Here is a 24,462-nt window from a genome sequence, read left to right as displayed (position 1 = left end):
TTGCCGAGACGAGGAAGCGGTGGAGCGCACGGAAGCGTTCGCGAGCACGCGACGGTTCACCGGCCCGAGCGCGCCGTCAGCGAACGCACGGTCACTTCGGCGTGCACAGCTTGTGCTGTTCGTCGAAGAACGCGCGCACATGCTCGGGCAGCTCGGCGAGAAACTCGACGGCCACGGGCTCTGGGTCCGGGCTCATCACTTTCTCGGGCGGCGGGATGCGGGTTGGCCTTTCGTCCATAATCTCTCTCCTTGGGTAGGATGATTATCGATCGCAAGCTTTGCTTTGTGCCAGCGTTCAATCGTTAGATTTTGTCTATGTTGCTTAAACGGCACATGCGTTTGCGTTGATCGGCAGCAATGCGCGATCCCGCACGGATGCGCATCCTACGCAGCGCAATCGCGAACTGCCTTGTTATACTGCGCGCCTCTTTTTATCGAGCTGCGATGAAACGTTCGACGCGATGGATGAGCCTCGTATGGCTGGCGCTGGTACTCAACGTACTGTCGCCCGTCATCGGCTACGCGCGCGCCGCCGCGAACGCGTCCGACGCGCCGTTCGCGCTCGATTTGTGCAGCGCAGCGGGCGCAAAGCGCATCGTCGTCGACGGCGGGACGCGCCAGGACAACGGCTCGCTCGCGCACGGCGCGCATTGCGTCTACTGTCCCGGCTTCGCTGCCAACGTCGCGCTCAGCTCGAGCGCGCCCGCGTTGCCGGGCTTCGTCCGCGCATTCGCGTATGCGAGCCGCGTCGAGCGGCCCGCCGTCTTCTTCCGCCGCGGCGTGCGCATCGCGCAGCCGCGCGCCCCGCCTGAAACCGTCCCGGTCTGATCCCTGCAATTCGCTCGCGCGTCACCACGCGTGAGCGCCGTCGCGCGCGCGGTACCCCCGCGCCATGTCCGCACTTCTTCTTCGCGAAGACCGGCATGGCGCGCGTTCGCGTTCGCGGCGATTCGTCGACCCCGTTTTCAGGATTTGCTTGTCCATGTCCAATGCTCTTGCCGCGTACGTCGCGCGCCGGCGGCTTGCGGCCGCCTGCCTCGCGTCATTCGCCTGGCCCGTCGCCCATGCGGCGCCGACGGGCACCGCGCCTACCGATTCAACGTCCGACGCCGCCGCGGCGACGACGACATCCGGGAAAACCTTGGATGTCGTCACCGTCACCGCGCAGCGTTCCGCATTCGCGCCCGACACGCCTGGCGTCGTCGAGGCGCTCACACGCGAGCAGATCGACTCGCACGTCAACGTGACGACCGAAGACGCGCTCAAGTACGCGCCGAACCTGATGGTGCGCCGGCGCTACATCGGCGATCGCAACTCCGTGTTCGCAGGCCGCGACTTCAACGAGTTGCAGAGCGCGCGCGGGCTCGTCTACGCGGACGGCCTGCTGCTATCCAATCTGCTCGGCTCGAGCTATTCGTACCCGCCGCGCTGGTCGCTGATCCAGCCAGACGACATTGCACGCGTCGACGTGCTGTACGGCCCGTTCTCCGCGCTCTACCCGGGCAACGCGATCGGCTCGACCGTGCAGATCACGACGCGCAAGCCGGAGCGGCTCGAGGCGTCGGTGTCGACGCAGTTCTTCACGCAGCGCTACCGCGACGGCTACGGCTTCGCCGACAGCTTCGGCGGCAACCACCAGACCGCGCGGATCGCCGACCGGATCGGGCGCTTCTGGTACGCGCTGTCGCTCGACCGGCTCGAAAACGACGGTCAGCCGATGCAGTACGCGAGCCCGAACGGCGCGTACGACTCGAGGCTCGGCGCGCCGGTGCCGGTGACGGGCGCGGTTTCCGACGTTGGCCCGAACGGCCGGCCGCGGACGATCGTCGGTGCGCAGACGATCGAGCGCACCGAGCAGCTCAACGAGACGCTGCGCTTCGGCTATGCGTTCACCGATCATATCGACGCGACGGTCACGCTGGGACATTGGGAGAATCACTACAGCCAGCACGGCGACACGTTCTTGCGCGACGCGGCGGGCAACCCCGTATATGGCGGAAACGTGTCGTTCGGCGGGCGCAATTACACGGTGTCGCCGACCGCGTTCGCGCCGCAGAACGGTGACCAGGAGAACTGGCTGTACGGACTCGGGCTCGACGCGCGGCTCGCGTCGGGCTGGAAGCTGTCGGCGAGCGCGTCCGCGTACGATGTGTCGCGAGACGTGCTGCGCGCGGCGTCGAGTGCGCCCCCCGCCGCGTGGGACGGCGGCGCGGGCACGGTGTTCCGCGGCGACGGCACCGGCTGGCGCACCGTCGATCTGCGCGCGGAATCGCCCGACGTGCGCGGGCATCGCTTCTCGTTCGGCTATCACTTCGACACTTATTTCCTGCGCAACGCGACCTACAATACGGCGAACTGGTTGAACGCGGTGCCGACGACGCTCGCGAGCAGCTATGGCGGCAACACACGCACGCAGGCGCTGTACGCGCAGGACGCGTGGCGCTTCGCGCCCGGCTGGCTCGCGACGCTCGGCCTGCGCTATGAGCGCTGGGACGCATACGGCGGCGAGCTCGGCAACGCGAACGCGACGCTCGGCTATGCGGATCGCGGCGCGACTGCGCTGTCGCCGAAGCTCGCGCTCGAATGGCAGCCCGCGCACGCGTGGCGCTTCCGGTTGTCGTTCGCGACGGGCACGCGCTTTCCGACCGTCTCCGAGCTGTTTCAGGGAACGATCTCGAACAACGCGATCGTCAACAACAACCCGAACCTGCAGCCGGAAAAGGCGATCGACTGGGACTTCACGGCCGAGCGCGACGTCGGTTTCGGCGTCGTGCGCGCGAGCGTGTTCCAGAGCGATCTGCGCAACTCGATCTACAGCCAGACGACGGTCGTCGGCGCATCGACGTACACGAACATCTCGAACGTCGACCGCGTGCGCGTGCGAGGCGTCGAGCTCGCGTTTTCGGGGCAGGACGTCGGGATCAAGGGACTCGACGTCGACGCGAACGTGTCCGCGACAAATGCGCAGACGCTTGCCGACACGGCGAATCCGAACTATGTCGGCGCGCGCTGGCCGCGAATCCCGCGAATGCGCGCGAACCTGCTCGCGTCGTACCGCTTCGACGAGCACTGGATGACGAGCGTCGGTGTTCGCTATTCGGGGCGCCAGTACAACACGCTCGATAACAGCGACGTGAACCCGAACGTGTACGGCGGCACCAGCTCGTTTACGGTCGTCGACCTGAAGGCGCGCTATCGGTTCGATCGCCACTGGCTCGCGTCGTTCGGCATCGACAACGTCACCGACCGCCGCTACTACGTGTTCCACCCGTATCCGGGCCGGACGTTCTATGGAGAGTTGAAATGGTCGCTGTGAAGCATTTTCTCTCGGGCGGCGCGCTGTTCGCGTTCGCATGCGGTGCGCTCGCGCACGATGTGCAGCCGGCGGCGGGCGCGTCCGTGCCGCATGCCGCGCACATGGCGATGGACTCCATGACAGCGGGCTCGACGCAAAAGGCGCCGCTCGCGACCGGGGCCGCATTCGATGCGCGTCATCGGCTGTGGATCACATGGGTCGAAGGGCAGCACGTCGTCGCCGCGCATTCGGACGACGCCGGGCGCACGCTGTCCGCGCCCGTGACGGTCAACGCGCTGCCCGAACCGGTCTACACGAGCGCCGAGAATCGGCCGAAGGTCGCCGCGAGCCCGGACGGACGCGCGATCTACGTCACGTGGTCGATGCCGCTCGACGCGCCGTATACCGGAATGGTGCGCTTCTCGCGCTCACTCGACGGCGGCGCGACGTGGTCGGTGCCGATCACCGTGCATCGCGACCGGCAGGCGATCACGCATCGCTTCGACATGCTGACGGTCGATCCGCAAGGCCGAATCTTCGTTGCGTGGATCGACAAGCGCGATCTCGTCGCCGCGCAGCGGGCAGGGCGCTCTTACGACGGCGCGGCGATCTACTACGCGGTGTCGACCGACGGCGGCGCGACGTTCGAGCCGGAGCGCAAGGTGACGGATCACACGTGCGAATGCTGCCGGATCGCGATGGCGATCGATCCCGGCGGCCGCGTGCAGGCCGCGTGGCGCAACGTGTTTCCGGGGCAGATCCGCGACCATGCGCTCGCGATGCTGCCCGCATCGGCGGATCGCGCGATCGAGCCCGTGCGCGCGACGTTCTCGAACTGGCACGTCGAAGCGTGTCCCGATCACGGGCCCGCGCTTGCGATCACGACGGACGGCGTGCGCCATCTCGCGTGGTTCGGCGTGGTCGACGGCAAGGCCGACGTGTTCTATTCGAGGCTCAACGCGAACGGTGTGCCGCTCGGCACGCCGTTCGCGTTCGGCGACGATCCGGCGACGCCGAACGAGCAGGCGTCGCACGCGGCGCTCGTCGCGCAACGCGACACGCTGTGGCTCGCGTGGAAGGCGTTCGACGGCGACGCGATGCGCATCAGGCTGCGCCGCTCCGACGACGGCGGCGCGCATTGGGGCGCGCCGCGCACGCTCGCGGAAACGTCGGGCGCGAGCGACAACCCGCAATTGCTACTCGACCGCGGACGCGTCTATCTGTCGTGGCGCACGCGCAACGACGGCTATCGTTTGATCGATGTGGAGGAAAAGCGATGATGCGCATCGTCTTCTTGTTCGCGGCGCTCGTCGTCACGGCGTCGAGCGCCGCAGCCGAGCCGCAGCCGCTGCGCGCGGCGGACGTCGCGCCGCTTTATGCGAGCGGGCGCGGCGCGCCGCTCGTCGTCGAAGTCTGGTCGCTCGACTGCGGCTATTGCCGCGAGAACGTCGCGCATCTCGTCGAATGGCAGCGGCGACATCCGCAGGTGCGAATCGCGCTCGTCTCGCTCGATTCGCTCGACGAGCATGCACGGCAGCTCGTCGACGCGCTCGCGCAGATGAAGTTGCCCGAGAGCGTCGCGCAATACGCGAACGCCGAGCCGATGCCGGAGCGGTTGCGTGCGGCGCTCGATCCAGGCTGGCGCGGCGAGCTGCCGCGTACGCTATGGATCGGTGCGGACGGCGCGCGGCGTGCGAAGAGCGGGCTGCTCGCGCCGGGCGTGCTCGATGCGTGGCTGCAACGTCGGGATAACTGAAGATCGGCGTGCTGAAAGCGCTGTCGTCGGCATGCCGGAATCATTTCGGCTTGCCGACAGTTTACACGGCGGCGCGTGGCGTCTTGCGCGTGAATGCGCGATCGCGTACGAAGGCTTTTCGAGCAAGGGGGCGATCGAAAGATCGGTGCGCGTGGAGGAAGAAGACGCGGCGCGGCCGCGGAGATGGAGGGAAGGCGGGGAAAGCGCCCGGCGGCCATGCGGCGCGCCGGGCGACGTACACGTCAGGCTCGCTTGAATAGCCGGATCACGAACAGCAGGATGACGGCGCCGATGACGGCGACGATGATCGAGCTGATGAACCCGCCGCCGATGTGAATGCCGAGAATGCCGGCGAGCCAGCCGCCGATGACTGCGCCGACGATGCCGACGATGATGTCCACGAGCAGCCCGAAGCCGCCGCCCTTCACGAGCAAACCGGCAAGCCAGCCGGCAATTGCGCCGATGATGAGCCACATAATCAAGCCATGAGCCATGGTGGTCCTCTCCTTTGTTAACTTCCACGAATTAACCGACGTCGGGCGCTGCCTGTGACGTGACGCGGATCACACGCCGATCCCGGAGCGTCGCACACGCAATTTACTGCAATAGACGGGTCAGGATCGTTAAGTAATGTTACGCACCTCGTCCGGATTGACCAACTATTTTTTTGCGAGCCGGATTTTGGTGAGCGGATTGAAATAAAAACGTAAGGAAAACTTGCGATCGATTCTCTTGCAGACATTCGATCGCATCAGCGAACGATACGCATGCGGCATCGCAGCGAGCTGCCGAATCGTTCGCGCTGCAAAGCGTTCCAACGGTAGCGGGTGCGGGACGGGCGCACCGTGCGGTGCGTCACTGTTCATGGGGCGAACGAATCGCGGGCGCGATCCTTTAGATCGAGACGCTTTGATGCGGAGCCGTTTGATGCTGTGCTGAACGTGCCGCTTTCAAACGGATGGGATCGCGGCGAAGGGCGGCATATCCGGGACGGCGCTGAAGATGCGGGAAGGGGACGGACGAGCGACTTCGCCGACGATCTTCGGCCGTCTCGGACGAATACGTTTTGTCGATTCATGAAGATCCTCGCTCGCGTTGAGTTGTGCTCGAGCGCCCGACAAGAAAAAGCGAAGTTGTGGAACTCCGTCTTTCCTTGTCCTTTGGCGATCTTCGCGTATTGGCCGGATGTCGGGGGGCGCAGATCTATCGTCGTCGCGGAGATATTGGTCTTGGGATCGCTCGTCCGAGGATGCGCGCGACCGGCGCGTCGCTTCTTCGTGACGCGATGCCGTAGGTGCAAGGCGTATCCGGAAGCCGGCATCGAAGTCGTTCGCTCATCTTCGCCGGAGGTCGTCGTGCTCGAAACCCGTCGCTCGCCGGATGTCGTATCGATCGCGGTCACGCTGGTTCTATGCCTTTGCTGGGGCTCGCAGCAGGTCGTCATCAAGATGACCGCACTGTGCGGCGATCCGTTGATGCAACTGTCGATCCGCCATGCCACTGCTGCGCTTGTGCTTGGCGGCTTTTCTATGCTGACGTGACGGGTGTCGAGCGTGGCGAGACGGTGCGATCGGCGCGGGCGTCAAGGTCGGCTTGCTCGTCGCGATCGAATCGATTGTGATTGCACTGGGGCTTCGATACACGTCGTCGAGCCATGCGGCCGTGTTGCTCTATTCGGGGCTATTGTTCGCAAGCTTCGGCATGCACTTCGCGAACGAAGACGAGTGAATGTCCACATCGCAGTGGCTGTTGATGTTCGTCGCATTCTCCGGGATCGCCGTCGGTTTTCTCGGCGACAACGGTGCTTTCCACGGTGACTCGCTGCTCGGCGATTCATTCGGACTGCTGCCCGGAATGGTTTGGGGCGCGACGACCGTTGTCGCGAGGAGAACGCGGCTGTCGAATGCGCCTCCACGAAGACGCTGTTCTATCAGGTTACGCTGTCGACCGTCGTCGTCTTGCCGCTGACGCTTCTGACGGGACGTGCAACGATTGCGATGGATGCTGCGATCGCGGTGAATCTTGCCTTCCGGACATTCGTGCTCGTGCTCGGTACCTTTCTCGCTTGGTATCGGCTGCTGACGAAGTGTCTCGGGCCGCGACTGCCGATCACCCAGTTCGTCACGCCGATCGTCGGCGTTGCGCTGGGTCAGCTTTTACTCGATGACGAATTGAGTGTCGGGTTCATGTGCGGCGCTGCGATGGTCGTGCCGGGCGTCGTCGGGATAGGCGTTGTCGAGGTGCTCGGGAAAGGCAAACGCGCGCGGCGCACAGTCGGAGCGGGCGATGCGGCGCATCGGTCGCAGCGGTGCGTTGCCGTGTGCGGCGCCGCGCTGCGACGGAATGGGACAGGACTGATGTTGCTCCACGCAATTCGCTCGGCCGCATCGACAGTGCGAGAGCGGCAACATCGGAACGCGGCCGCGCCTGCGATCTCGAGCGAAGTCGACGGCTGTACATGGACGGCGCGGACTGCTCCTGAATGAGGTTGTTCGATGGCGCGTTGCGCGGGAAGTGCGTGGGCGAGTCATGATCACCGTGTCGAGCAGGCATCGCAAACGAACGTCGCGTGTGATTTGCTGGCCGCGCGGCTCAGTGCTCGAACTCGAGCGCGTGGCCGGCGAACGCGAGGATCGCGTCGATCAATTGCCTGACTTCGGGTGAGTTCGTCGCGGACGGCGCCCAGACGAGCCGGTACTCGTACGGCGACACGATTCGATATCGGTCGTCGAACACGGTCACGAGCCGGCCGTCGGCGAGATCGTCGGCGATGATCGCCGAGCTGCCGATGATGACGCCGCCGTTCGCGAGGATCTCGTCGACCGGGTAGCCGACGCCCGTAACCGACAGTACGGGCCAAGCCTTCGACTCGCGCCGCCGGCGATCGCGAACCAGTCGTCCCAGCTCGAGTTCTCGTGATGGTTGTTGAGGAACCACAGCGCATGGATGAGGCGCGCGCGCAGCAGGTCGTCGGCCGTCGAGACGTCGCCGAGCTCCCGCAGGTACTGCGGCGGGCACACGGGCAGGAAATGCTCGGCAAACAGTGGGCGCGCGTTCAGGCGCGGTAGCGACGTCAGGCAGTAGCGGATCGCGAAATCGGCTTCGCCCGCTTCGAGATCGCGGACGTCCGCCGACGGATCGATCGACGGCGCGATCCCGTTGTCGGCGTCGGCGGTGAGCTTGGCGATGCGCTGTTGAGGCAGTGGCTGGTGATTGACGGCGTGCAGGTCAGCCGGATCCCGGTCTTGTACTGGTGGCGCGCGCGGTTCGTCGCGGCGAGGATCATCGCGAACGCGCGCGACAGGTCGCGTACGAGCTGCCGGTCGGTTTCGTTCAGGCTCAGGCTGTTCGCCTTGCGGTCGAACAGCTTCACGCCGAGTTCGTCCTCCAGCATCTTGATCTGGCGGCTCACGGCGCCGACCGTGGCGTGCGGGTGATGCGCGGCTTCGGTCAGGCTGTAGCCGCGCGCGGACACTTCGAATGTACGCAGCGCCGACAGGGAAGGGAGCGTCGACGCGTCTGGCGGATCGGGTCGCATGGGCAGGCTCAATCTGATGGGCGCGGAAACGGGGCGGGCGCGCGCCGCAATGCGTGGGAATTCACTTTATCACGGTCGTGCGCGCGGTCCGGCGACGGGTGATGGGCGATGTGCACGCGCGCTCGACCGGGGCGTGCGTCGGGCGGGATGCGCGCTTGTCAATGGCGTCGCTGCGGCGAACGCGATGCACGCACGGCTACGGGAAAGCGGACGCACAAATCGAAAAGGGCCGCGACGCTTTCGCGTCGCGGCCCTTGAATCTGTTGGTGCCGGAGATAGGAGTCGAACCTACGACCTTCGCATTACGAATGCGCTGCTCTACCAACTGAGCTACACCGGCAACAAAGAAGTGAAATTATAGGGAGCTAGCGGCGGGCTGGCAAGAGGGTTTGGCAAAAAAATCGGTATTTTTTGTCGATGCCGGTAACTGCCTGATTCGACGGGCATGCGGGCGATCGATTCAGGCCGGTTTGCCGGCATTCGACTGGCTCGCATCGATCAAAACGCGTGCTCCCGCTGCGAAGGGCATCGTGCGAGCGACGCCTTGTTCACGCGTCACCCGGCCGAGCGGGCCCCGCATGCCGCACAGATCGCATGCGAAAGAGCGGGGCGGCGCCCGACCGGCGCGATTCCGCGTTACGGCTGGGCGTCTTCGTGGTAGCGCGTGACGCGCTCGACTTCGTTCTTCGAGCCGAGGATCACCGGCACGCGCTGGTGCAGGCCCGTCGGCTGCACGTCGAGGATGCGCTGCAGGCCCGTCGTCGCCGCGCCGCCCGCCTGCTCGACGATGAACGACATCGGGTTCGCTTCGTACATCAGGCGCAGCTTGCCCGGGCGGTCCGGCGTGCGCTTGTCGGCCGGATACATGAAGATGCCGCCGCGGTTCAGGATCCGGTGCACGTCGGCGACCATCGACGCGATCCAGCGCATGTTGAAGTTCTCGCCGCGCGGGCCGTCGGCGCCTGCGTTCAGCTCGTCGACGTAGCGTTTCACCGGGTCGTACCAGTGGCGCGCGTTCGACGCGTTGATCGCGTATTCGCGCGTGTCTTCCGGAATGCGCAGGTTGCTCTGCGTGAGCACCCACGAGCCGACTTCGCGGTCGAGCGTGAAGCAGTTCACGCCGTTGCCCGTCGTCAGCACGAACACGGTCTGCGGGCCGTACACCGCGTAGCCCGCGGCGACCTGCTCGGTGCCCGGCTGAAGGAACGATTGCTCGGTCGCCTGATGGCCGTCCGGACAGCGCAGCACCGAGAAGATCGTGCCGATCGACACGTTCACGTCGATGTTCGACGAGCCGTCGAGCGGATCGAACACGAGCAGGTATTCGCCGCGCGGGTAGTTCGACGGGATCGGGAAGAACGTCTCCATTTCCTCCGACGCCATCGCGGCGAGGTTGCCGCCCCATTCGTTCGCGTCGAGCAGGATTTCGTTCGACAGGATGTCGAGCTTCTTCTGCACTTCGCCCTGGACGTTCTCGCTGCCGGCCGTGCCGAGCGCTTCGCCCAGCGCGCCCTTGCTCACGTTGTAGCTGATCGCCTTGCACGCGCGCGCGACCACTTCGATCAGAAGGCGTAGGTCGGCGGGGAGGTTGTTGGTCTCACGCTGCTGCTCGATCAGATACTTGGACAGCGTGGTGCGTCGGGTAATGGACATGGGGACTCCGAGAGGCTGACGAATGCGTTCGATGTTGGGATAGGAATAGGCTCGATTTTACCCGCCGTGCGCGGCGGCCGACGGTTTTTCGGCGAAAGCGGGTCGGAACGGCGCGCCGCGCGCCGCCTACAGCAGCTCGATCTCGGGCAGCGACGCCGCGCTCGTCTCGCGCATCGTCGCGACGAAATCGGCCGCGTACGGGCGCGGCGAGAACGCGGGCAGCGTCGCCGCGTAGAGCTCGCCCGACAGCGTCGAGCCGTTTGCGCGCAGCACCGGGCGCGCGCTCACGTAGCGCTTGTCCAGGTAGGTCGCGACCGCCCACAGCGGCAGCGCCGCGACGCCTCGCCGGCTCGCGACGAGCTGCAGGATCGCGACCGTCAGCTCCGACGTGCGCCGCTTCGGCTCGATGCCGGCGGGCTTCAGCACCTGCCTTACGATGTCGAGCATCTCGTCGGGCACCGGATACGTGATGAGCGTCTCGTCGCGGAAGTCGTCCGCGGCGAGCGACGCGCGCTGCGCGAGCGCGTGGTCGTTGGCGACGAGCCCGACGATCTGGAAGCGAAAGAGCGGGTGATAGTCGACCGCCTCGCCGGCGTCGGCCTCGGCGACGATCGCGAGATCCGCGCGGTCCTGATGCAGGAGGCCGATCGGGTCCGCGTGAAAGCCCGACACGATGTCGAGCTCGACTTCCGGCCAGCGCTGCCGGAACGCGTCCATCGCGGGCATCAGCCAGTCGAAGCACGTGTGGCATTCGACCGCGATCCGCAGCGCGCCACCGGTGCCGAGCGCGAGACGCGCGATGTCTCGCTCGGCCTCCTCGATCGCGGGCACGACCTGCTCGGCGAGTGCGAGGAGGCGCTTGCCCGCCGCGGTGAACGTGAGCGGCGCGGACTTGCGAACGAAGAGCGGCAGCCCGAAGTGCGTTTCGAGCGCCTTCAACTGATGCGACAGCGCCGACTGCGTCAAGCACAGATACTGGGCGGCGCGCGACAGGTTGCCGGTGTCGCGCAGCGCGACGAGCGTCTGCAGATGCCGGAATTCGAGCGGGGAACGGATCATTGCGGAAAACTTGGCCGGTGACGGTGTTGAAAAATATTCATGTTGTTCGGCAAAAACTTTCGTTTGAGTAATGATAGGGCAAATCCGATACTGCCGGTCACTTCTGGAGGATCGAGATGAGCACTGCACACATCCTGGGTTTTCCGCGCATCGGCGCGCAACGCGAATTGAAGTTCGCCCTCGAGCGCTATTGGCGCGACGGCGCCTCGGCCGACGCCGAACGCGCGCTTGCCGACACCGGCCGAGCGTTGCGCGCCGCGCACTGGCGGGCGCAGCGCGACGCCGGGCTCGATTGCGTGACGGTCGGCGACTTCGCCTGGTACGACCACGTGCTGACGACGCTCGCGCACGTCGGCGGCCTGCCGCCGCGGTTCGGCTTCGACGCCCGCGCGCTCACGCTTGCCGACTACTTCGCGGCCGCGCGCGGCAACGCCGCGCAGCCGGCGATGGAAATGACGAAGTGGTTCGATACGAATTACCACTACCTCGTGCCCGAGTATTCGCCGGCGACGTCGTTCGGGCCGGGCGTCGAGTGGCTGTTCGACGAGGTGCGGGAGGCACGCGCGCTCGGCCATTCGGCGAAAGCGGCGCTCGTCGGCCCACTCACGCTGCTGTGGCTCGGCAAGGCGCGCGACGGGCTCGCCGATCGCCTCGAGCTGCTGCCGCGCCTGCTGCCCGCGTACCGTTCGCTGCTCGCGCGGCTGAAGGAAGAGGGCGTCGACTGGGTGCAGATCGACGAGCCGATTTTCGCGCTCGATCTACCCGCCGCGTGGCGCGACGCGGCGCAGCCGACCTACGAAGCGCTCGTGCCGGACGCGCCGAAGCTGCTCGTCGCGACGTACTTCGACGATGCGAGCGAGCATGCGGCGCGCTTGAAGGCGCTGCCCGTCGCGGGCCTGCACATCGACCTCGTGCGCGGCGACGCGCAGCTCGACGCGTTCGTCGCCGATTATCCGGCCGACAAGGTGCTGTCGTGCGGGATCGTCGACGGCCGCAACGTGTGGCGCACCGACCTCGACCGTTCGCTCGCGCGGCTCGCGCCGGTGCGCGACGTGCTCGGCGAGCGGCTGTGGGTCGCGACGAGCTGCTCGCTGCTGCACGTGCCCGTCGATCTCGCACACGAGCCGAAGCTCGACGATGAGCTGAAGTCGTGGCTCGCGTTCGCGGTGCAGAAGACGCGCGAGGTCGCGGCGCTGCGCGACGCGCTTGTGAAGGGGCGCGCGGCGGTCGCGGCGGAATTCGACGACGCGGCGGCGGCCGCCGCCGCGCGGCGCACGTCGGCGCGCATCCACAACCCGCTCGTGAAGCGCCGCGTCGAGGCATTGACCGGCGCCGACGCGCGCCGCGCGAGCGCGTATCCGGCGCGCGCGGCCGCGCAGCGAGCGCGCTTCGACCTGCCGCCGTTGCCGACGACGACGATCGGCTCGTTCCCGCAGACGCAGGAGATTCGCCGTGCGCGCGCGGCGTTCAAGCAGGGCGTGCTCGATCATCTCGGCTATCTGGAAGCGATGCGCGAGCAGGTGCGCATCGCGATCGACAAGCAGCTCGCGTACGGACTCGACGTGCTCGTGCACGGCGAGGCGGAGCGCAACGACATGGTCGAGTACTTCGGCGAGCTGCTGTGGGGCTTCGCGATCACGAGCAACGGCTGGGTCCAGAGCTACGGCTCGCGCTGCGTGAAGCCGCCGCTCGTCTACGGCGATGTCTATTTGCCGGAGTCGATGACGGTCGGCTGGGCGACCTATGCGCAGAACCTGACGACGAAGCCGGTGAAGGGGATGCTGACGGGGCCCGTGACGATGCTGCAATGGTCGTTCGTGCGCGACGACCAGCCGCGCGCGACGACCGCGCTGCAGATCGCGCTCGCGCTGCGGCAGGAGACGCTCGATCTCGAGAAGGCCGGCATCGGGATGATCCAGATCGACGAGCCGGCGCTGCGCGAGGGGCTGCCGCTGAAGCTGCGCGAGCGCGCCGCGTATCTCGACTGGGCGGTGCGCGCGTTCAAGGTCGCGTCGTCGGGCGTCGCCGACGCGACGCAGGTCCACACGCACATGTGCTATTCGGAGTTCGGCGACATCCTGCCGTCGATCGCCGCACTCGACGCCGACGTGATCTCGATCGAGACGACCCGCTCGAACATGGAACTGCTCGACGCGTTCGAGACGTTCGAGTATCCGAACGAGATCGGGCCGGGCGTCTACGACATCCATTCGCCGCGCGTGCCCGGCGCGGACGAGATCGAGCGGCTCATCCTGCTCGCGCTCGAGCGGATTCCGGCGGAGCGCTTGTGGGTGAATCCGGACTGCGGATTGAAGACGCGCGAATGGCAGCAGGTCGACGCGGCGCTCGCCGCGATGGTCGAAGCGGCGAAGCGCGTGCGCGAGACGGTCGCGCAAACGGCGCTCGTGTGATTCGACGCGGCAGCGCGTAGCGATGGGCGCGCGGCGCATGTGCGCGCCGCGCGTCGACGCGTTCATGCCGCGTGGACGTTGCGCGATTCGTATCGATTCGAATCGATTCGCCGGTTCGACGAAAAGGCCGGCATCGCATGACGCGATACCGGCCTTTTCGTTTTCGTCTACCGCTGGAAAATACGGCGCGCCGTCAGGCGAGCGCCTTCTCGACGATCTCCCGCACGTCGCGCGACTGCGCGTTCGCGGCGACGCGTTCGAGCGCGTCGCGCATCTTGTCGCGCAGCGCCGGCGTGAAGCGCCGCCACATCTCGAGCGCGCGCGCGAGCCGCGCGGCGACCTGCGGATTGAGCGCGTCGAGCGCGAGCACCTGGTCGGCCCAGAACGCGTAGCCCGAGCCGTCGGCCGCATGGAACTGCGCGGGGTTCGCCGAGCAGAAGCCGAAGATCAGCGAGCGCGCGCGGTTCGGATTCTTCAGGTTGAATGCCGGATGCGCAAGGAGCCTGCGCACGACGTCGAGCGTCGGATGCTCGGGCGTTCCGCGCCGCGTCGCCTGCATCGAGAACCACTTGTCGATCACGAGCGCTTCCTTCTCGAAGCGGCGATAGAAGTCGTCGAGCGCGCGATCCGCCGACTGCGCGGCGTCGGCCGAGCCCGCGGCCGACGACAGCAGCGCGACGAGCGCGGACGCGCGGTCGGTCATGTTGTTCGCGGCATCGTATTGGGCGTTCGCGAGACGGATCGCATCGGCCGGCTCGTCGAGTTCGGCGAGGTACGCGAGCGCGAGGTTCTTCAGCGCGCGGTGGCCCGCGTCGTCGGGCGTCGGCGCATACGCGCCCGGCGTCTGGTGGCGTTCGTGGACCGCGAGCCAGTCGCCGCGCAGCGCCGTGGCGAGCCGGCGGCGCACGAACTGGCGTGCGCGATGGACGGCGGCCGGATCGGCTTCGGTCATCTGATCGGCGAGGTAAGCCTCCGACGGCAGCGTGAGCGCGAGCTCGCGGAACGCGGGCGACAGCGTGTCGTCGGTCAGCACGCGCCTGAACGCGGTGATGAACGCATCGTCGAGTGTGAGCGGCTGTTGCGCGGCCGCGCGCGCGGCGAGCGTCAGCAGCGTGCGCGTCGCGAGGCGCTGGCCGGCTTCCCAGCGGTTGAACGGATCGCTGTCGTGCGCGAGCAGGAACGCCAGTTCTTCGTCGCGGTAGTCGTACTCGACGATCACGGGCGCGGAGAAGTTGCGCAGCAGGGACGGCAGCGGCGCCTCGTCGACGTCGACGAACGTGAACGTCGTCTCGGATTCGGTCAGCTCGAGCACGCGCGTCGTGCCGGACGCGGCCGCCTCGCCTTCGACGCGCAGCGGCAGATCGCGGCCGTCGGCGCCGATCAGACCGATCGCGAACGGGATCAGGAGCGGCCCGTTCTGCGTTTCGCGCGCCGCGGGCGCGGCGTCGCCGTAGCCTTGCCGCAGCGTCACCGAGTAGCGCTTCGCGGCGGCGTCGTACGCAGTCCGGACCGTCACGCGCGGCGTGCCCGCCTGGCTGTACCAGCGCTCGAACTGCGCGAGGTCGCGGCCGTTCGCGTCGGCCATCGCGTGACGGAAGTCGTCGCACGTGACCGCCTGCCCGTCGTGACGCCGGAAGTACAGATCCATCCCCTTGCGGAAGCCATCGCGGCCGAACAGCGTCTGGTACATCCGCACGACTTCCGAACCCTTCTCGTAGACAGTCATCGTGTAGAAGTTGTTGATCTCGACGTAGCTCTCTGGCCGCACCGGGTGCGCCATCGGGCCCGCGTCCTCGGCGAACTGAAGCTGGCGCAGCACGCGCACGTCCTCGATCCGCTTGACCGCGCGCGCGGCCGCGTTCTCGCCGCCGCCCGCCGACATGTCGGCCGAGAATTCCTGATCGCGAAACACGGTCAGGCCTTCCTTCAGGCTCAACTGGAACCAGTCGCGGCAGGTCACGCGGTTGCCGGTCCAGTTGTGGAAATACTCGTGGCCGACGACCGATTCGATGTTCGCGAAGTCGACGTCGGTCGCCGTCTCCGGATTCGCGAGCACGTACTTCGTGTTGAAGATGTTGAGCCCCTTGTTCTCCATCGCGCCCATGTTGAAATCGCCGACGGCGACGATCATGAAGCGGTCGAGATCGAGCTCGAGGCCGAAGCGCTTCTCGTCCCAGCGGATCGAGTGGATCAGCGAATCCATCGCGTGGCGGGTCTTGTCGAGATCCTGCGGCTCGACCCATACCTGCAGCAGTTTTTCCTTGCCGCTGCCCGACGTGATCTTTTCCTCGAGCCTGACGAGCTTGCCCGCGACGAGCGCGAACAGGTAGCTCGGCTTCTTGAACGGGTCTTCCCATTTCGCGAAGTGGCGGCCGCCCGGCAGTTCGCCGGAATCGACGAGGTTGCCGTTCGACAGCAGCACCGGGTACGCGGCCTTGTCCGCGCGCAGCGTGACCGTGTACGACGCCATCACGTCGGGGCGGTCGACGAAGTAGGTGATGCGCCGGAAGCCTTCCGCCTCGCACTGCGTGAAGAAGTTGCCGCTCGACACGTAGAGGCCGGACAGCGTCGTGTTCGATTCGGGCGCGCATGCGTTCTCGATCGTCAGCTCGAACACGTCGGGCACGTTCTCGATGGTCAGGCCGTGCTCGTGCGCGCGCACGGCGTCGTACGGCTCGCCGTCGACGCGCGCGCCGACGAACTCGAGCGCTTCGCCCATCAGCTCGAAGTGCGGCGCGGGCGCGGCGTCCGGGTTGCGGCGCACGCGCATCGTGTTCTTGACGATCGTGCGCGCGGGCTCGAGATCGAATTCGAGCGCGACGGCGTCGATCAGGAACGCAGGCGGCGTGTAGTCGCTACGGCGGATCACGGCGGAGGGGGCGGCGGTATCGGACATGTCGATCGTGGGCGTAAGAAAGAGAGGGGGCGCGCCGATCGGGCGGCGCGGCAACAAAAGCCCATTGTACAAAGCCTTTGCACGCGGTGCGCGGGACGAACTTTTCGGCGGCGCGAACGGTCTTTGTATTATCGGCGCGGCGCTCGCGCGACGGCGTATGATCCGGTCATCGCGACGTCCGGCCAGCCCGCGCGGTGCCACCGACTAAGAGGACGAACATGAAACGCAATCCCATCATCCGCGGCGCGGCGCTCGTCGCGGGTGCCCTGATCGTGCTGCTGTCCGGCTGCACGTCCTATGTCGCGACGCAGGTCACGGCGTTCTCGAACTGGAGCGGCAGCGACGCGACGCGCAGCTACGCGTTCGTCCGGACCGCCGAGCAGCAGAACAGCCTCGAGCAGTCGACTTACGAGCAGATCGTCGGCAACGAGCTGTCGACCTACGCGTTCACCCGCGTGCCGACGAAGGACGCGCGCTACCTCGTCGGCCTCGCGTACGGCATCAAGAGCGACTGGGTGTCGGTGCCGCAGCCCGTCTACTACGACCCGTGGTTCGGCCCCGGCCCGTACTGGCGCGGCGGCCCCTGGGGGCCGTTCGGTCCGTGGGGACCGTTTCCGGCGGGCTACGTGAACCAGAGCTACCAGATCTTCCAGCGCTCGCTCGAGATCCGGATCACCGAGCGCGCGACGGGCAAGGAGGTCTACAACGTCGCGGCGCGCAACGCGGGCGACGGTTCGTCGCTGCTGCAGGCGATGCCGTATCTTGCCCGTGCGGCGCTCACCGACTTCCCACTCGGCAACGGCACCGTGCGTACGGTGCGGCTGCCTGTCGACAAGAACGGCGCGCCCGCGCCGATGCCTTCGAACGAGCGCGCGGCGCCGGCCGCGCCCGCATCCGGCGCCGCTACGGTGCCGGCGCGTTGAACGGACGACCTGGCGAGGCGGAAAGCCGATGAAGCGGCAAGTCACGATGCGGCACATCGGCAGCGGGCGCTGCGCCGGGCCGGCAGACAACGGGCCGCAGCCTCCGCTGTGAGCCGCTGCAGTGCGCCGTGGGGCTGCGCCAGCGAATGTTCCGCCGGCCTGATGCGGCTTTCGTGCCGTCAAGCGCCGCCGTGGACGAACGCGAGCGCGCCGAGCACGATGAACAGGACGGCCGCGATGCCGTGGACGAGCTTCGTCGGCAGCCGGTGCGCGAAACGGTCGCCGAGCAGGATTGCCGGCACGTTCGCGAGCATCATTCCGAACGTCGTGCCGGCGACGACGCCGATGTAATCCTGGAAGCGCGCGGCGAGCGCGACGGTCGCGATCTGCGTCTTGTCGCCCATTTCCGCGAGGAAGAATGCGACGAACGTCGCGCCGAACACGCCGAGCCGCGAGCGGTTCGCGTTCGCCTCGTCGGCGTCGAGCTTGTCCGGCACGAGAATCCACAAGCCCATCCCGATGAACGAGATCGCGAGCGCCCAGCGCATCACCGACGGCGTCAGATACACGCCGAGCCACTCGCCGAGCGCGCCGGCGAAGCCGTGGTTGATCAGGGTTGCGGCGAAGACGCCGACGATGATCGGCAACGGCTTGCGGTAGCGGGCGGCGAGGACGAGGGAGAGCAGCTGGGTCTTGTCGCCGATTTCGGCGAGGGCGACAGCGCCTGTCGAGATCAGGAAGGCTTGAGTCACGGAACGGATATCCCTGGGCCTGGTTGAACGCGAGCGACGATTCGCCGCGCGCCGGGCCCATCTACGGCGTGCGGTGAACCATCGGTCTCGCCAGGCCTTGCGGGCTGCGTCCGCCATGGCCGCGACGGCCAAGTCTGTTGACGGACGCCTCCGTCACGAGCGCGCCGGGCGGCGTCGGCTCGGGCGGAGCGGCTACTCCCCAATGAGGAGCGGATTCTAGCACGCCTTTTTTGCATGAAGGGATGCATTGTTGCGGTTCGTCGCCTCGGGCGGAGCAACGCGTGCAATCGATGCGGTGGGGGATGTCGCAGGCGCAAGCGTGTGTCGACGGACGCGGGCGGCATGGGCGAAAGCGGAGCAAACGTGGGCGACGCGCGGTCGTGAAAGAAATGCAGGGACGCGCCGGTCACGTTCGATTCGAATTCGAGGGCATGGACGCGTGCGGGCGCGAGGCGGTCCGGCGAGGCCGCGAGCGGGAGCCGCGTTCGTCGGCGTTTCGATGCGTGCCCGCGCGTGTCGGTCTCTGCGCTGTCGCGGCTGCTGCACCGCAGCGTCGTGCGGGATCGCCATTAGAACGTCAATCGAACGTCAGTCGATGCGCGCCGATGCAGCCGGACCGCCGCCGTGTTTCCTCGCCGAACGGCCCGTCTTCTACACGCGCATTCAGCGCGCGTCCGCGCCGTCGCGCCGATGCACGCAGCGGCCCGCCGCGTACGTGCGGTAGACCGCGCGATCGTCGCCGAGCAATGCGAGCGCGAACAGCAGCTCTTCGAGCGATTCCGCGCGCGCCGTGCGGCGCGCGAGAAGCGGCGTCGCGGCCGGATCGATCACGACGAAGTCGGCTTCCGTGCGCGGCGCGAGCGTGCCGATCGTGTCCGCGAGATCGAGCGCGTGCGCGGCGCCTGCCGTCGCGAGCCAGAACATCCGCGTCGCGCTCAGATGATGGCCCGTCATCCGTGCGATCTTGTGCGCCTCGTTCATCGTTTGCAGCATCGAGAACGACGTGCCGCCGCCGATGTCGGTCGCGAGCGTAACAGCCATCCGCTGCGCGTTCGCGCGATCGAAATCGAACAGGCCGCTGCCGAGGAACAGGTTCGACGTCGGGCAGTGCGCGGCGATCGCCCCCGTTTCCGCGAAGCGACGGCGATCGGCGTCGTCGAGATGGATGCAGTGGCCGTACACCGCGCGGCGGCGCAGCAGGCCGTAGTGATCGTAGACGTCGAGATAGCTGCGGCGCTCGGGGAACAGCGCGGCCGCCCAGCGGATCTCGTCGAGGTTTTCCGCGACGTGGCTCTGGATGAACACGTCCGGATTGCGCTTCGCGAGCGCGCCGCACGCTTCGAGTTGCTCGTGCGTCGACGTCGGCGCGAAGCGCGGCGTCAGCGCATACAGTTGCCGGCCGTGGCCGTGCCAGCGGCCGATCAGCTCGGCGCTGTCGTCGTAGCCCGACTGCGCGGTATCGCGCAGGAATTCGGGGCAGTTGCGGTCCATCAGCACCTTGCCCGCCACCATCCGCAGGCTGCGCGCGTCGCTCGCCTCGAAGAACGCGTCGGCCGACTGTTTGTGCACCGTGCAGTAGACGAGCGCCGTCGTCGTGCCGCACGCAAGCAGCGTATCGAGGAAGAACGCGGAGACCTCGCGCGCATGCGCGGGATCGGCGAAGCGCCGCTCGGTCGGGAACGTGTAGCGGTCGAGCCACGGCAGGAGGCCCGGCGCGGGCGACGCGATCATTTCGGTCTGCGGATAATGGACGTGCGTGTCGATAAAGCCGGGCACGATCAGCTTGTCGCGCATCTCGACGAGCGTCGCGCCGGGTGCGAGACACGGCGCGAGCGCCGCGTGCGCGCCGGCCGCGACGACGCGTCCGTCGTCGACGATCAGCAGACCGTCTTCGTCGTACGCGGCCATGTCGGCCGACTGCGCGGGATCGCCGTTGAACGTGAGGAGGCGCGCGCGGAAAGCGGTTTGAGTCATCGTAGGGAATCCGTATCGATTGAAGTCAGAGCCGCGCGACGAGAAGAACCGACAGCGCAGCGACGACCCACATCGCCGGCTTCACGTCGTGGCGGCGGCCCGTGAAGAGCTTCAGCACGACGAACGCGAGGAAGCCGTAGGCGATGCCTTCGGTGATCGAGTACGTGAGTGGAATCAGGATCATCGCGAGGAAAGCGGGGATCGCCTCGTCGAAGCGATGCCATTCGATCTTCGTGATCGATTCCATCATGAACACGCCGACGAGCACGAGCGCGGGCGCCGTCGCGATCGCGGGCACGAGCGAGAGCAGCGGCGACAGGAACAGGAACGGCACGAAGCATAAGCCCGCGACCACCGCGACGAGGCCCGTGCGGCCGCCCGCCGAGATGCCCGCCGCCGATTCGATGTACGCGTTCGCGGGGCTCGTGCCGAGCGGCGCCGACACGACGGCCGAGAACGCGTCGACGATCATCGATTGGCGGATGTTGCGCGGATTGCCGTCGCGATCGCGCAGGTTGCCGGCTTCCGAGATCGCCATGAACGTCGACAGCGCGTCGAAGAACGCGGTGAACAGCATCACGAAGATGAACGGCCAGTATGCGAACTTCAGCGAGCCGAGCAGATCGAGCTGGCCGATCGCCGAGAAGTCCGGCGCAGAGACGAAGCCATTCCAGTTGACGAGGGTCTTCGTCGCGACCGCGGCGGGCCAGTAGGCGCTGCCGTCGCCCCACAGGCGGCCGATCGGAATCGCGAGCAGCGTCGTCGCGACGATGCCGAGCATGAGCGCGCCCGTCACGCGGCGCACGACGAGCACGGTCGTGATCGCGAGGCCGACCAGGAACGTGACGATCACCGGATTGAGCGATGTCGCATGGACGATCGTCACCGGATCGCCGACGATGAACTTCGCGTTCACGAGCCCGATCAGGCTGATGAAAAGGCCGATCCCGCACGACACGGCGTGCCGCAGGTTGGCCGGAATCGCGTCGACGACGAGCTTGCGCGCGTTGAACGCGGCGAGCGTCGCAAACAGCACGCCTGCCCAGAATACGCAGCCAAGCGCGGTCTGCCACGGCATCTTGCCGCCGTGGACCATCACGAACGTGAAGAGCGCGTTCATGCCCATGCCCGGCGCGACGAGCACCGGATTGCGTGCGTAGAGACCCATCGCGCAGCTGCCGAGGAAGCTGACGATCACGGTCGCCGTCAGCGCGGCCGGAAACGGCACGCCCGCCTGTGACAGGATGCCGGGATTGACGACGATGATGTACATCGCGGTCAGGAACGTCGTCGCGCCGGCGACGATCTCGGTGCGCAGCCGCGAGCCGGACTCGCGGATGCCGAAATGGCGCTCGAGCGCCGAGCGTTTCGCGGGCGCGGCCGTGCCTTGATAGAGGTCCATCGTCAAGCTTTCCCCAGTGTCTCGTGTCGAGCGCATCGCGTCGCAACGCGCGCGCGTTGTGCGGTCGTCAGGCCGCGTGCCAGTGCGCGTCGAGCTTCGCGATCAGCGCCGCGCGGTCGCCGGCGTTCACGAACGACGCTTCGAAGCCGTTCCTGATCACCGTGTAGACGTCTTCGTCGCCAAGCTTCAGCGCGTCGACGGTCGCGAAGTAGTTTTCATTGACGTAGCCGCCGAAATACGCGGGATCGTCGGAGTTGATCGTCACCGCGACGCCGCGATCGAGCAGGTCCTTCAGCGTGTGCTTCGTCAGGTCGTCGAACACGCGGAGCTTCAGGTTCGACAACGGGCAGACGGTGAGCGCGATCTTCGCGCTCGCGAGGCGCGCGACGAGCGCCGCGTCTTCCGAGCTGCGCACGCCGTGATCGACGCGATCCACTTTCAGCACGTCGAGCGCTTCCGTCACGTATTCGGGCGGGCCTTCCTCGCCCGCGTGCGCGACGAGCTTGAGGCCCCGCTCGCGCGCCTTGTCGAACACGCGCGCGAACTTCGACGGCGGATTGCCGCGCTCGGACGAGTCGAGGCCGACGCCGATCAGGCGATGCGCATAGCGGTCGAAGAGGGGCAGCGCCGCTTCGAACGTCGCGAGCGCATCTTCCTCCGAAAGGTGGCGCAGGAAGCACAGGATCAGTTTGCTCGAGAAGCCGCGCGGCTCGGCGTCGGCGAGCGCGCGATCGATGCCCGCGACGACCGTCTCGATCGGCACGCCGCGCTCGGTGTGCGTCTGCGGATCGAAGAAGATCTCCGCGTGCGCGACGTGATCGGCGAGCGCGCGCTCGACGTACGCGGCCGTCATGTCGTAGAAGTCCTGCTCGGTGAGGAGCACGCTCGCGCCCGCGTAGTAGATGTCGAGGAACGACTGCAGATCCGCGAATGCGTACGCGGCGCGCAGCGTGTCGATCGAATCGTACGCGAGCTTCACGTCGTTGCGCTGCGCGAGCTTGAAGATCAGCTCGGGCTCGAGCGAGCCTTCGATGTGGATGTGCAGCTCCGCCTTCGGCGCGCGGGCGATCTTGTCTTTGAGTGTCGGGGTCATTGTGGTATCGGTTGTCGCATCTTGGTTTGAATGACGGCGATTCAGTACGCGCCGGTGCCGGATGGCGAAGGCGACGCGGCCGGATGCTCGTGCGCGCGCCGTGCATCGACGGTCTGCAGGATCTGTGCGGCGACCGCGATCGCGATGGCCTCGGGCGCCTTGTCGACGATGCCGGGCACGCCGATCGGGCATTGCATCCGCGCGATCTGCAGCGGATCGATCCCGCGCGCGGCGAGCCGATGCTCGAACTGCATCCGCTTCGTGCGCGAGCCGATCATCCCGAAGTACGCGTAGTCGCCGCGCATGAGGATCCGGTGCGCGAGCTCGAGATCGCGGGCGTGATTGTGCGTCATCACGACGAAGTACGCACCGGGCTCCGCTTCGTCAACCGCTTCGTCGGGGGCATCGTTCGCGTCGAGCGCGAGGTTGCGGATGCCCGCGAGCGAGTCGGGCGGCGGGAACTGCGCGTCGCGCTCGTCGACCCAGCGCACGTGACATGGCAGCGTCGCGAGCACGCGCACGAGCGCCGCGCCGACATGCCCGGCGCCGAACAGCACGACCGAGAACGCGCGTGGCGCGATCGTCTCGGTCAACAGCGCCGCGCCGCCCGTGTCCCACAGCAGGCAGTCGGGGCGCGCGGCGCCTGGCTCGGGCTCGCTCAGCATCACCGCGTCGGGGTCGGGGCCGAACGATACGCTGCGCACAGTCGGCGCGCCCGCCGCCGTGCGCTTCGCGAGCGACGTGACCCAGCCGAGGTCGGCGATGTCGAGCCGCTCGAATGCGAGCATGACCGCGCCGCCGCAGCATTGGCCGAGGCTCGGGCCGAGCGCGAGCCGCTCGAGCCGGCGCGCGTGCGGCGCGCGCGCGCCTTCCTTGAGCAATTGTCGTGCGATCTCGATCGCCTTCCATTCGAGATGGCCGCCGCCGATCGTATGGCGCGCGGCGTCACGCGTGACGAGCATCTTCGTGCCCGCGTCGCGCGGCGCGGAGCCGTCGACGCGTGCGACCGTCACGAGGACGGCCGCGTCGCCGCGGGCGAGCAGATGCTGCAGGTCGGTGAGCCAGGTTTCCATCCGGCGCTTCTCCAGAATCAGACCGTGACGGCCGGGCGGGCGGCGGTTGCCGCGTGGATGACGCGTCGCGCTCGTGTGGCGCGGGCGGTGTCGAGATTCGTCGCGTGCGGCGTCAGTCGAGGGGCGGCTGCGGCGATAACGCAGCGGCGCTTCGTGCCGCGGTGCAGCGATCGCGGAATCGCAGCGGAAGGCCGCGGCACGCGGAACGGGAAGCTGATGCCGTTAGCCCGGTCGCCAAAGTCGATGCGGCACGCGCCGAAAACCCGGCAAAGGCGAGTGGTGTCGCGCGTCGCATGCGCGACGCATCGGCTGACGTCGAACGTTCGGATTCGCGGCGAACGGGCGCGATGCGCGTCGTCGGCAGGCCGGACGCCTCGCGTGTCGTCGCGCGGGGCGGCGCGGACGAGGCCGCGGCGGGAAATGCGGATGGTTTGCGTTGTCATGGCGAATCCACGGGACATTGCGGATCAGGCGCGCGTTACGCTGGGTCGAGAGGCTCCCGCCACGCGCACGTAGATCGCCATCCGGAAACGAAGATAGCACCGCAAAAATGCGGCGGTATGGCGTGGCGATGATGCGGGCTATTCGGCGGCGATCATGATGCACATAGGATTCGCGCGCCGGGCCGAAGTTGCCG

The 24,462-nt window shown here is 67.3% G+C and carries 21 protein-coding genes, 1 tRNA gene, 1 pseudogene and 1 riboswitch; of the genes and pseudogenes, 8 read left to right on the top strand and 15 right to left on the bottom strand.

Annotated features, from left to right (window positions below):
• Positions 1–91: 91 nt before the first annotated feature.
• Complete coding sequence (locus WS70_RS32400; RefSeq protein ID WP_038750945.1) at positions 92–238, bottom strand: hypothetical protein; 147 nt, start codon at positions 236–238, stop codon at positions 92–94.
• Between the two features lie 206 nt (positions 239–444).
• Here WS70_RS32400 and WS70_RS13970 point away from each other — a divergent pair, with 206 nt between their 5' ends.
• The 4 genes from WS70_RS13970 (at position 445) to WS70_RS13955 (ending at position 5,051) form a co-directional block, all read left to right on the top strand.
• Positions 445–828, top strand: a complete 384-nt coding sequence (locus WS70_RS13970; protein WP_059470219.1) for a DUF2946 domain-containing protein — start codon at positions 445–447, stop codon at positions 826–828.
• Positions 829–982: 154 nt separating this feature from the next.
• A complete protein-coding gene (locus WS70_RS13965; protein ID WP_059470220.1) occupies positions 983–3,316 on the top strand; it encodes a TonB-dependent receptor in 2,334 nt (777 codons plus the stop codon).
• Positions 3,304–4,575 carry a sialidase family protein gene (locus WS70_RS13960; RefSeq protein WP_059598206.1) on the top strand — a complete coding sequence of 424 codons (1,272 nt, stop codon included), beginning with the start codon at positions 3,304–3,306 and terminating at the stop codon, positions 4,573–4,575. The genes WS70_RS13965 and WS70_RS13960 overlap by 13 nt, the downstream gene beginning before the upstream one ends.
• Positions 4,572–5,051 (top strand): TlpA family protein disulfide reductase, encoded by a 480-nt coding sequence (locus tag WS70_RS13955; protein ID WP_059470222.1) that lies wholly within the window; start codon positions 4,572–4,574, stop codon positions 5,049–5,051. The genes WS70_RS13960 and WS70_RS13955 overlap by 4 nt, the downstream gene beginning before the upstream one ends.
• 242 nt (positions 5,052–5,293) lie before the next feature.
• On the opposite strand, the gene WS70_RS13950 is transcribed toward WS70_RS13955, so the two are convergent.
• Positions 5,294–5,545: a GlsB/YeaQ/YmgE family stress response membrane protein gene (locus tag WS70_RS13950; RefSeq protein WP_025990481.1), complete on the bottom strand. Its 252-nt coding sequence runs from the start codon at positions 5,543–5,545 to the stop codon at positions 5,294–5,296.
• 438 nt (positions 5,546–5,983) lie between these two features.
• Between WS70_RS13950 and WS70_RS31560 the strand changes: the two genes are divergently transcribed.
• Together WS70_RS31560 and WS70_RS13940 are read left to right on the top strand one after the other, a co-directional pair.
• Positions 5,984–6,592 (top strand): hypothetical protein, encoded by a 609-nt coding sequence (locus tag WS70_RS31560; protein ID WP_159082899.1) that lies wholly within the window; start codon positions 5,984–5,986, stop codon positions 6,590–6,592.
• A gap of 318 nt (positions 6,593–6,910) precedes the next feature.
• Positions 6,911–7,537: a hypothetical protein gene (locus WS70_RS13940; protein ID WP_108033949.1), complete on the top strand. Its 627-nt coding sequence runs from the start codon at positions 6,911–6,913 to the stop codon at positions 7,535–7,537.
• A 106-nt stretch (positions 7,538–7,643) separates the two neighbouring features.
• Here the strand turns inward: WS70_RS13940 and WS70_RS33615 are convergent, their stop codons facing one another.
• From WS70_RS33615 to WS70_RS13920, 6 genes and pseudogenes are all read right to left on the bottom strand, one after another.
• Complete coding sequence (locus WS70_RS33615; protein ID WP_335639748.1) at positions 7,644–7,988, bottom strand: type 2 periplasmic-binding domain-containing protein; 345 nt, start codon at positions 7,986–7,988, stop codon at positions 7,644–7,646.
• 8 nt (positions 7,989–7,996) lie between these two features.
• Positions 7,997–8,140, bottom strand: a pseudogene (locus WS70_RS33610) (LysR substrate-binding domain-containing protein); the annotation flags it as partial.
• The gene (locus WS70_RS32915; protein WP_059598207.1) at positions 8,125–8,589 is read right to left on the bottom strand and encodes a LysR family transcriptional regulator; all 465 of its coding nucleotides are present in this window, start codon (positions 8,587–8,589) and stop codon (positions 8,125–8,127) included. The pseudogene WS70_RS33610 and the gene WS70_RS32915, both read right to left, overlap by 16 nt.
• Before the next feature lie 264 nt (positions 8,590–8,853).
• A tRNA-Thr gene (locus tag WS70_RS13930) sits at positions 8,854–8,929 on the bottom strand.
• A 296-nt stretch (positions 8,930–9,225) separates the two neighbouring features.
• The gene (locus WS70_RS13925; protein ID WP_059470225.1) at positions 9,226–10,242 is read right to left on the bottom strand and encodes a class 1 fructose-bisphosphatase; all 1,017 of its coding nucleotides are present in this window, start codon (positions 10,240–10,242) and stop codon (positions 9,226–9,228) included.
• 126 nt (positions 10,243–10,368) lie between these two features.
• Complete coding sequence (locus WS70_RS13920) at positions 10,369–11,301, bottom strand: LysR family transcriptional regulator (RefSeq protein WP_059598208.1); 933 nt, start codon at positions 11,299–11,301, stop codon at positions 10,369–10,371.
• Positions 11,302–11,417: 116 nt separating this feature from the next.
• Between WS70_RS13920 and metE the strand changes: the two genes are divergently transcribed.
• On the top strand, positions 11,418–13,712 hold the full coding sequence (gene metE, locus WS70_RS13915) for a 5-methyltetrahydropteroyltriglutamate--homocysteine S-methyltransferase (RefSeq protein WP_059598209.1): 2,295 nt from the start codon (positions 11,418–11,420) through the stop codon (positions 13,710–13,712).
• Positions 13,713–13,905: 193 nt separating this feature from the next.
• Here metE and pepN read toward each other — a convergent pair whose 3' ends face one another.
• Positions 13,906–16,608, bottom strand: a complete 2,703-nt coding sequence (gene pepN / locus WS70_RS13910) for an aminopeptidase N (protein WP_059598210.1) — start codon at positions 16,606–16,608, stop codon at positions 13,906–13,908.
• Between the two features lie 218 nt (positions 16,609–16,826).
• Between pepN and WS70_RS13900 the strand changes: the two genes are divergently transcribed.
• On the top strand, positions 16,827–17,531 hold the full coding sequence (locus WS70_RS13900; protein WP_059598211.1) for a DUF4136 domain-containing protein: 705 nt from the start codon (positions 16,827–16,829) through the stop codon (positions 17,529–17,531).
• A gap of 179 nt (positions 17,532–17,710) precedes the next feature.
• On the opposite strand, the gene WS70_RS13895 is transcribed toward WS70_RS13900, so the two are convergent.
• The 6 genes from WS70_RS13895 to WS70_RS31555 all read right to left on the bottom strand — a co-directional run bounded on the left by WS70_RS13895 (position 17,711) and on the right by WS70_RS31555 (position 24,268).
• Entirely contained in the window at positions 17,711–18,283 is a 573-nt protein-coding gene (locus tag WS70_RS13895; protein WP_059470230.1) for a TMEM165/GDT1 family protein, read from the bottom strand.
• 76 nt (positions 18,284–18,359) lie between these two features.
• Positions 18,360–18,496, bottom strand: a riboswitch (yybP-ykoY riboswitch).
• 450 nt (positions 18,497–18,946) lie between these two features.
• On the bottom strand, positions 18,947–20,257 hold the full coding sequence (gene guaD / locus WS70_RS13885) for a guanine deaminase (protein WP_059470231.1): 1,311 nt from the start codon (positions 20,255–20,257) through the stop codon (positions 18,947–18,949).
• A 25-nt stretch (positions 20,258–20,282) separates the two neighbouring features.
• A complete protein-coding gene (locus WS70_RS13880; protein WP_059598212.1) occupies positions 20,283–21,659 on the bottom strand; it encodes an NCS2 family permease in 1,377 nt (458 codons plus the stop codon).
• A gap of 67 nt (positions 21,660–21,726) precedes the next feature.
• Complete coding sequence (locus tag WS70_RS13875) at positions 21,727–22,752, bottom strand: adenosine deaminase (RefSeq protein ID WP_059598213.1); 1,026 nt, start codon at positions 22,750–22,752, stop codon at positions 21,727–21,729.
• Positions 22,753–22,793: 41 nt separating this feature from the next.
• Positions 22,794–23,825 (bottom strand): xanthine dehydrogenase accessory protein XdhC, encoded by a 1,032-nt coding sequence (gene xdhC / locus WS70_RS13870; protein ID WP_059470234.1) that lies wholly within the window; start codon positions 23,823–23,825, stop codon positions 22,794–22,796.
• 17 nt (positions 23,826–23,842) lie between these two features.
• Positions 23,843–24,268 carry a hypothetical protein gene (locus WS70_RS31555; RefSeq protein ID WP_059470235.1) on the bottom strand — a complete coding sequence of 142 codons (426 nt, stop codon included), beginning with the start codon at positions 24,266–24,268 and terminating at the stop codon, positions 23,843–23,845.
• Positions 24,269–24,462 lie beyond the last annotated feature (194 nt).

It is taken from the genome of Burkholderia mayonis (assembly GCF_001523745.2).
GTDB lineage: Bacteria > Pseudomonadota > Gammaproteobacteria > Burkholderiales > Burkholderiaceae > Burkholderia > Burkholderia mayonis.
Note: the sequence above shows the minus strand (reverse complement) of the source record. Positions and strands in the feature narration are given on the sequence as shown.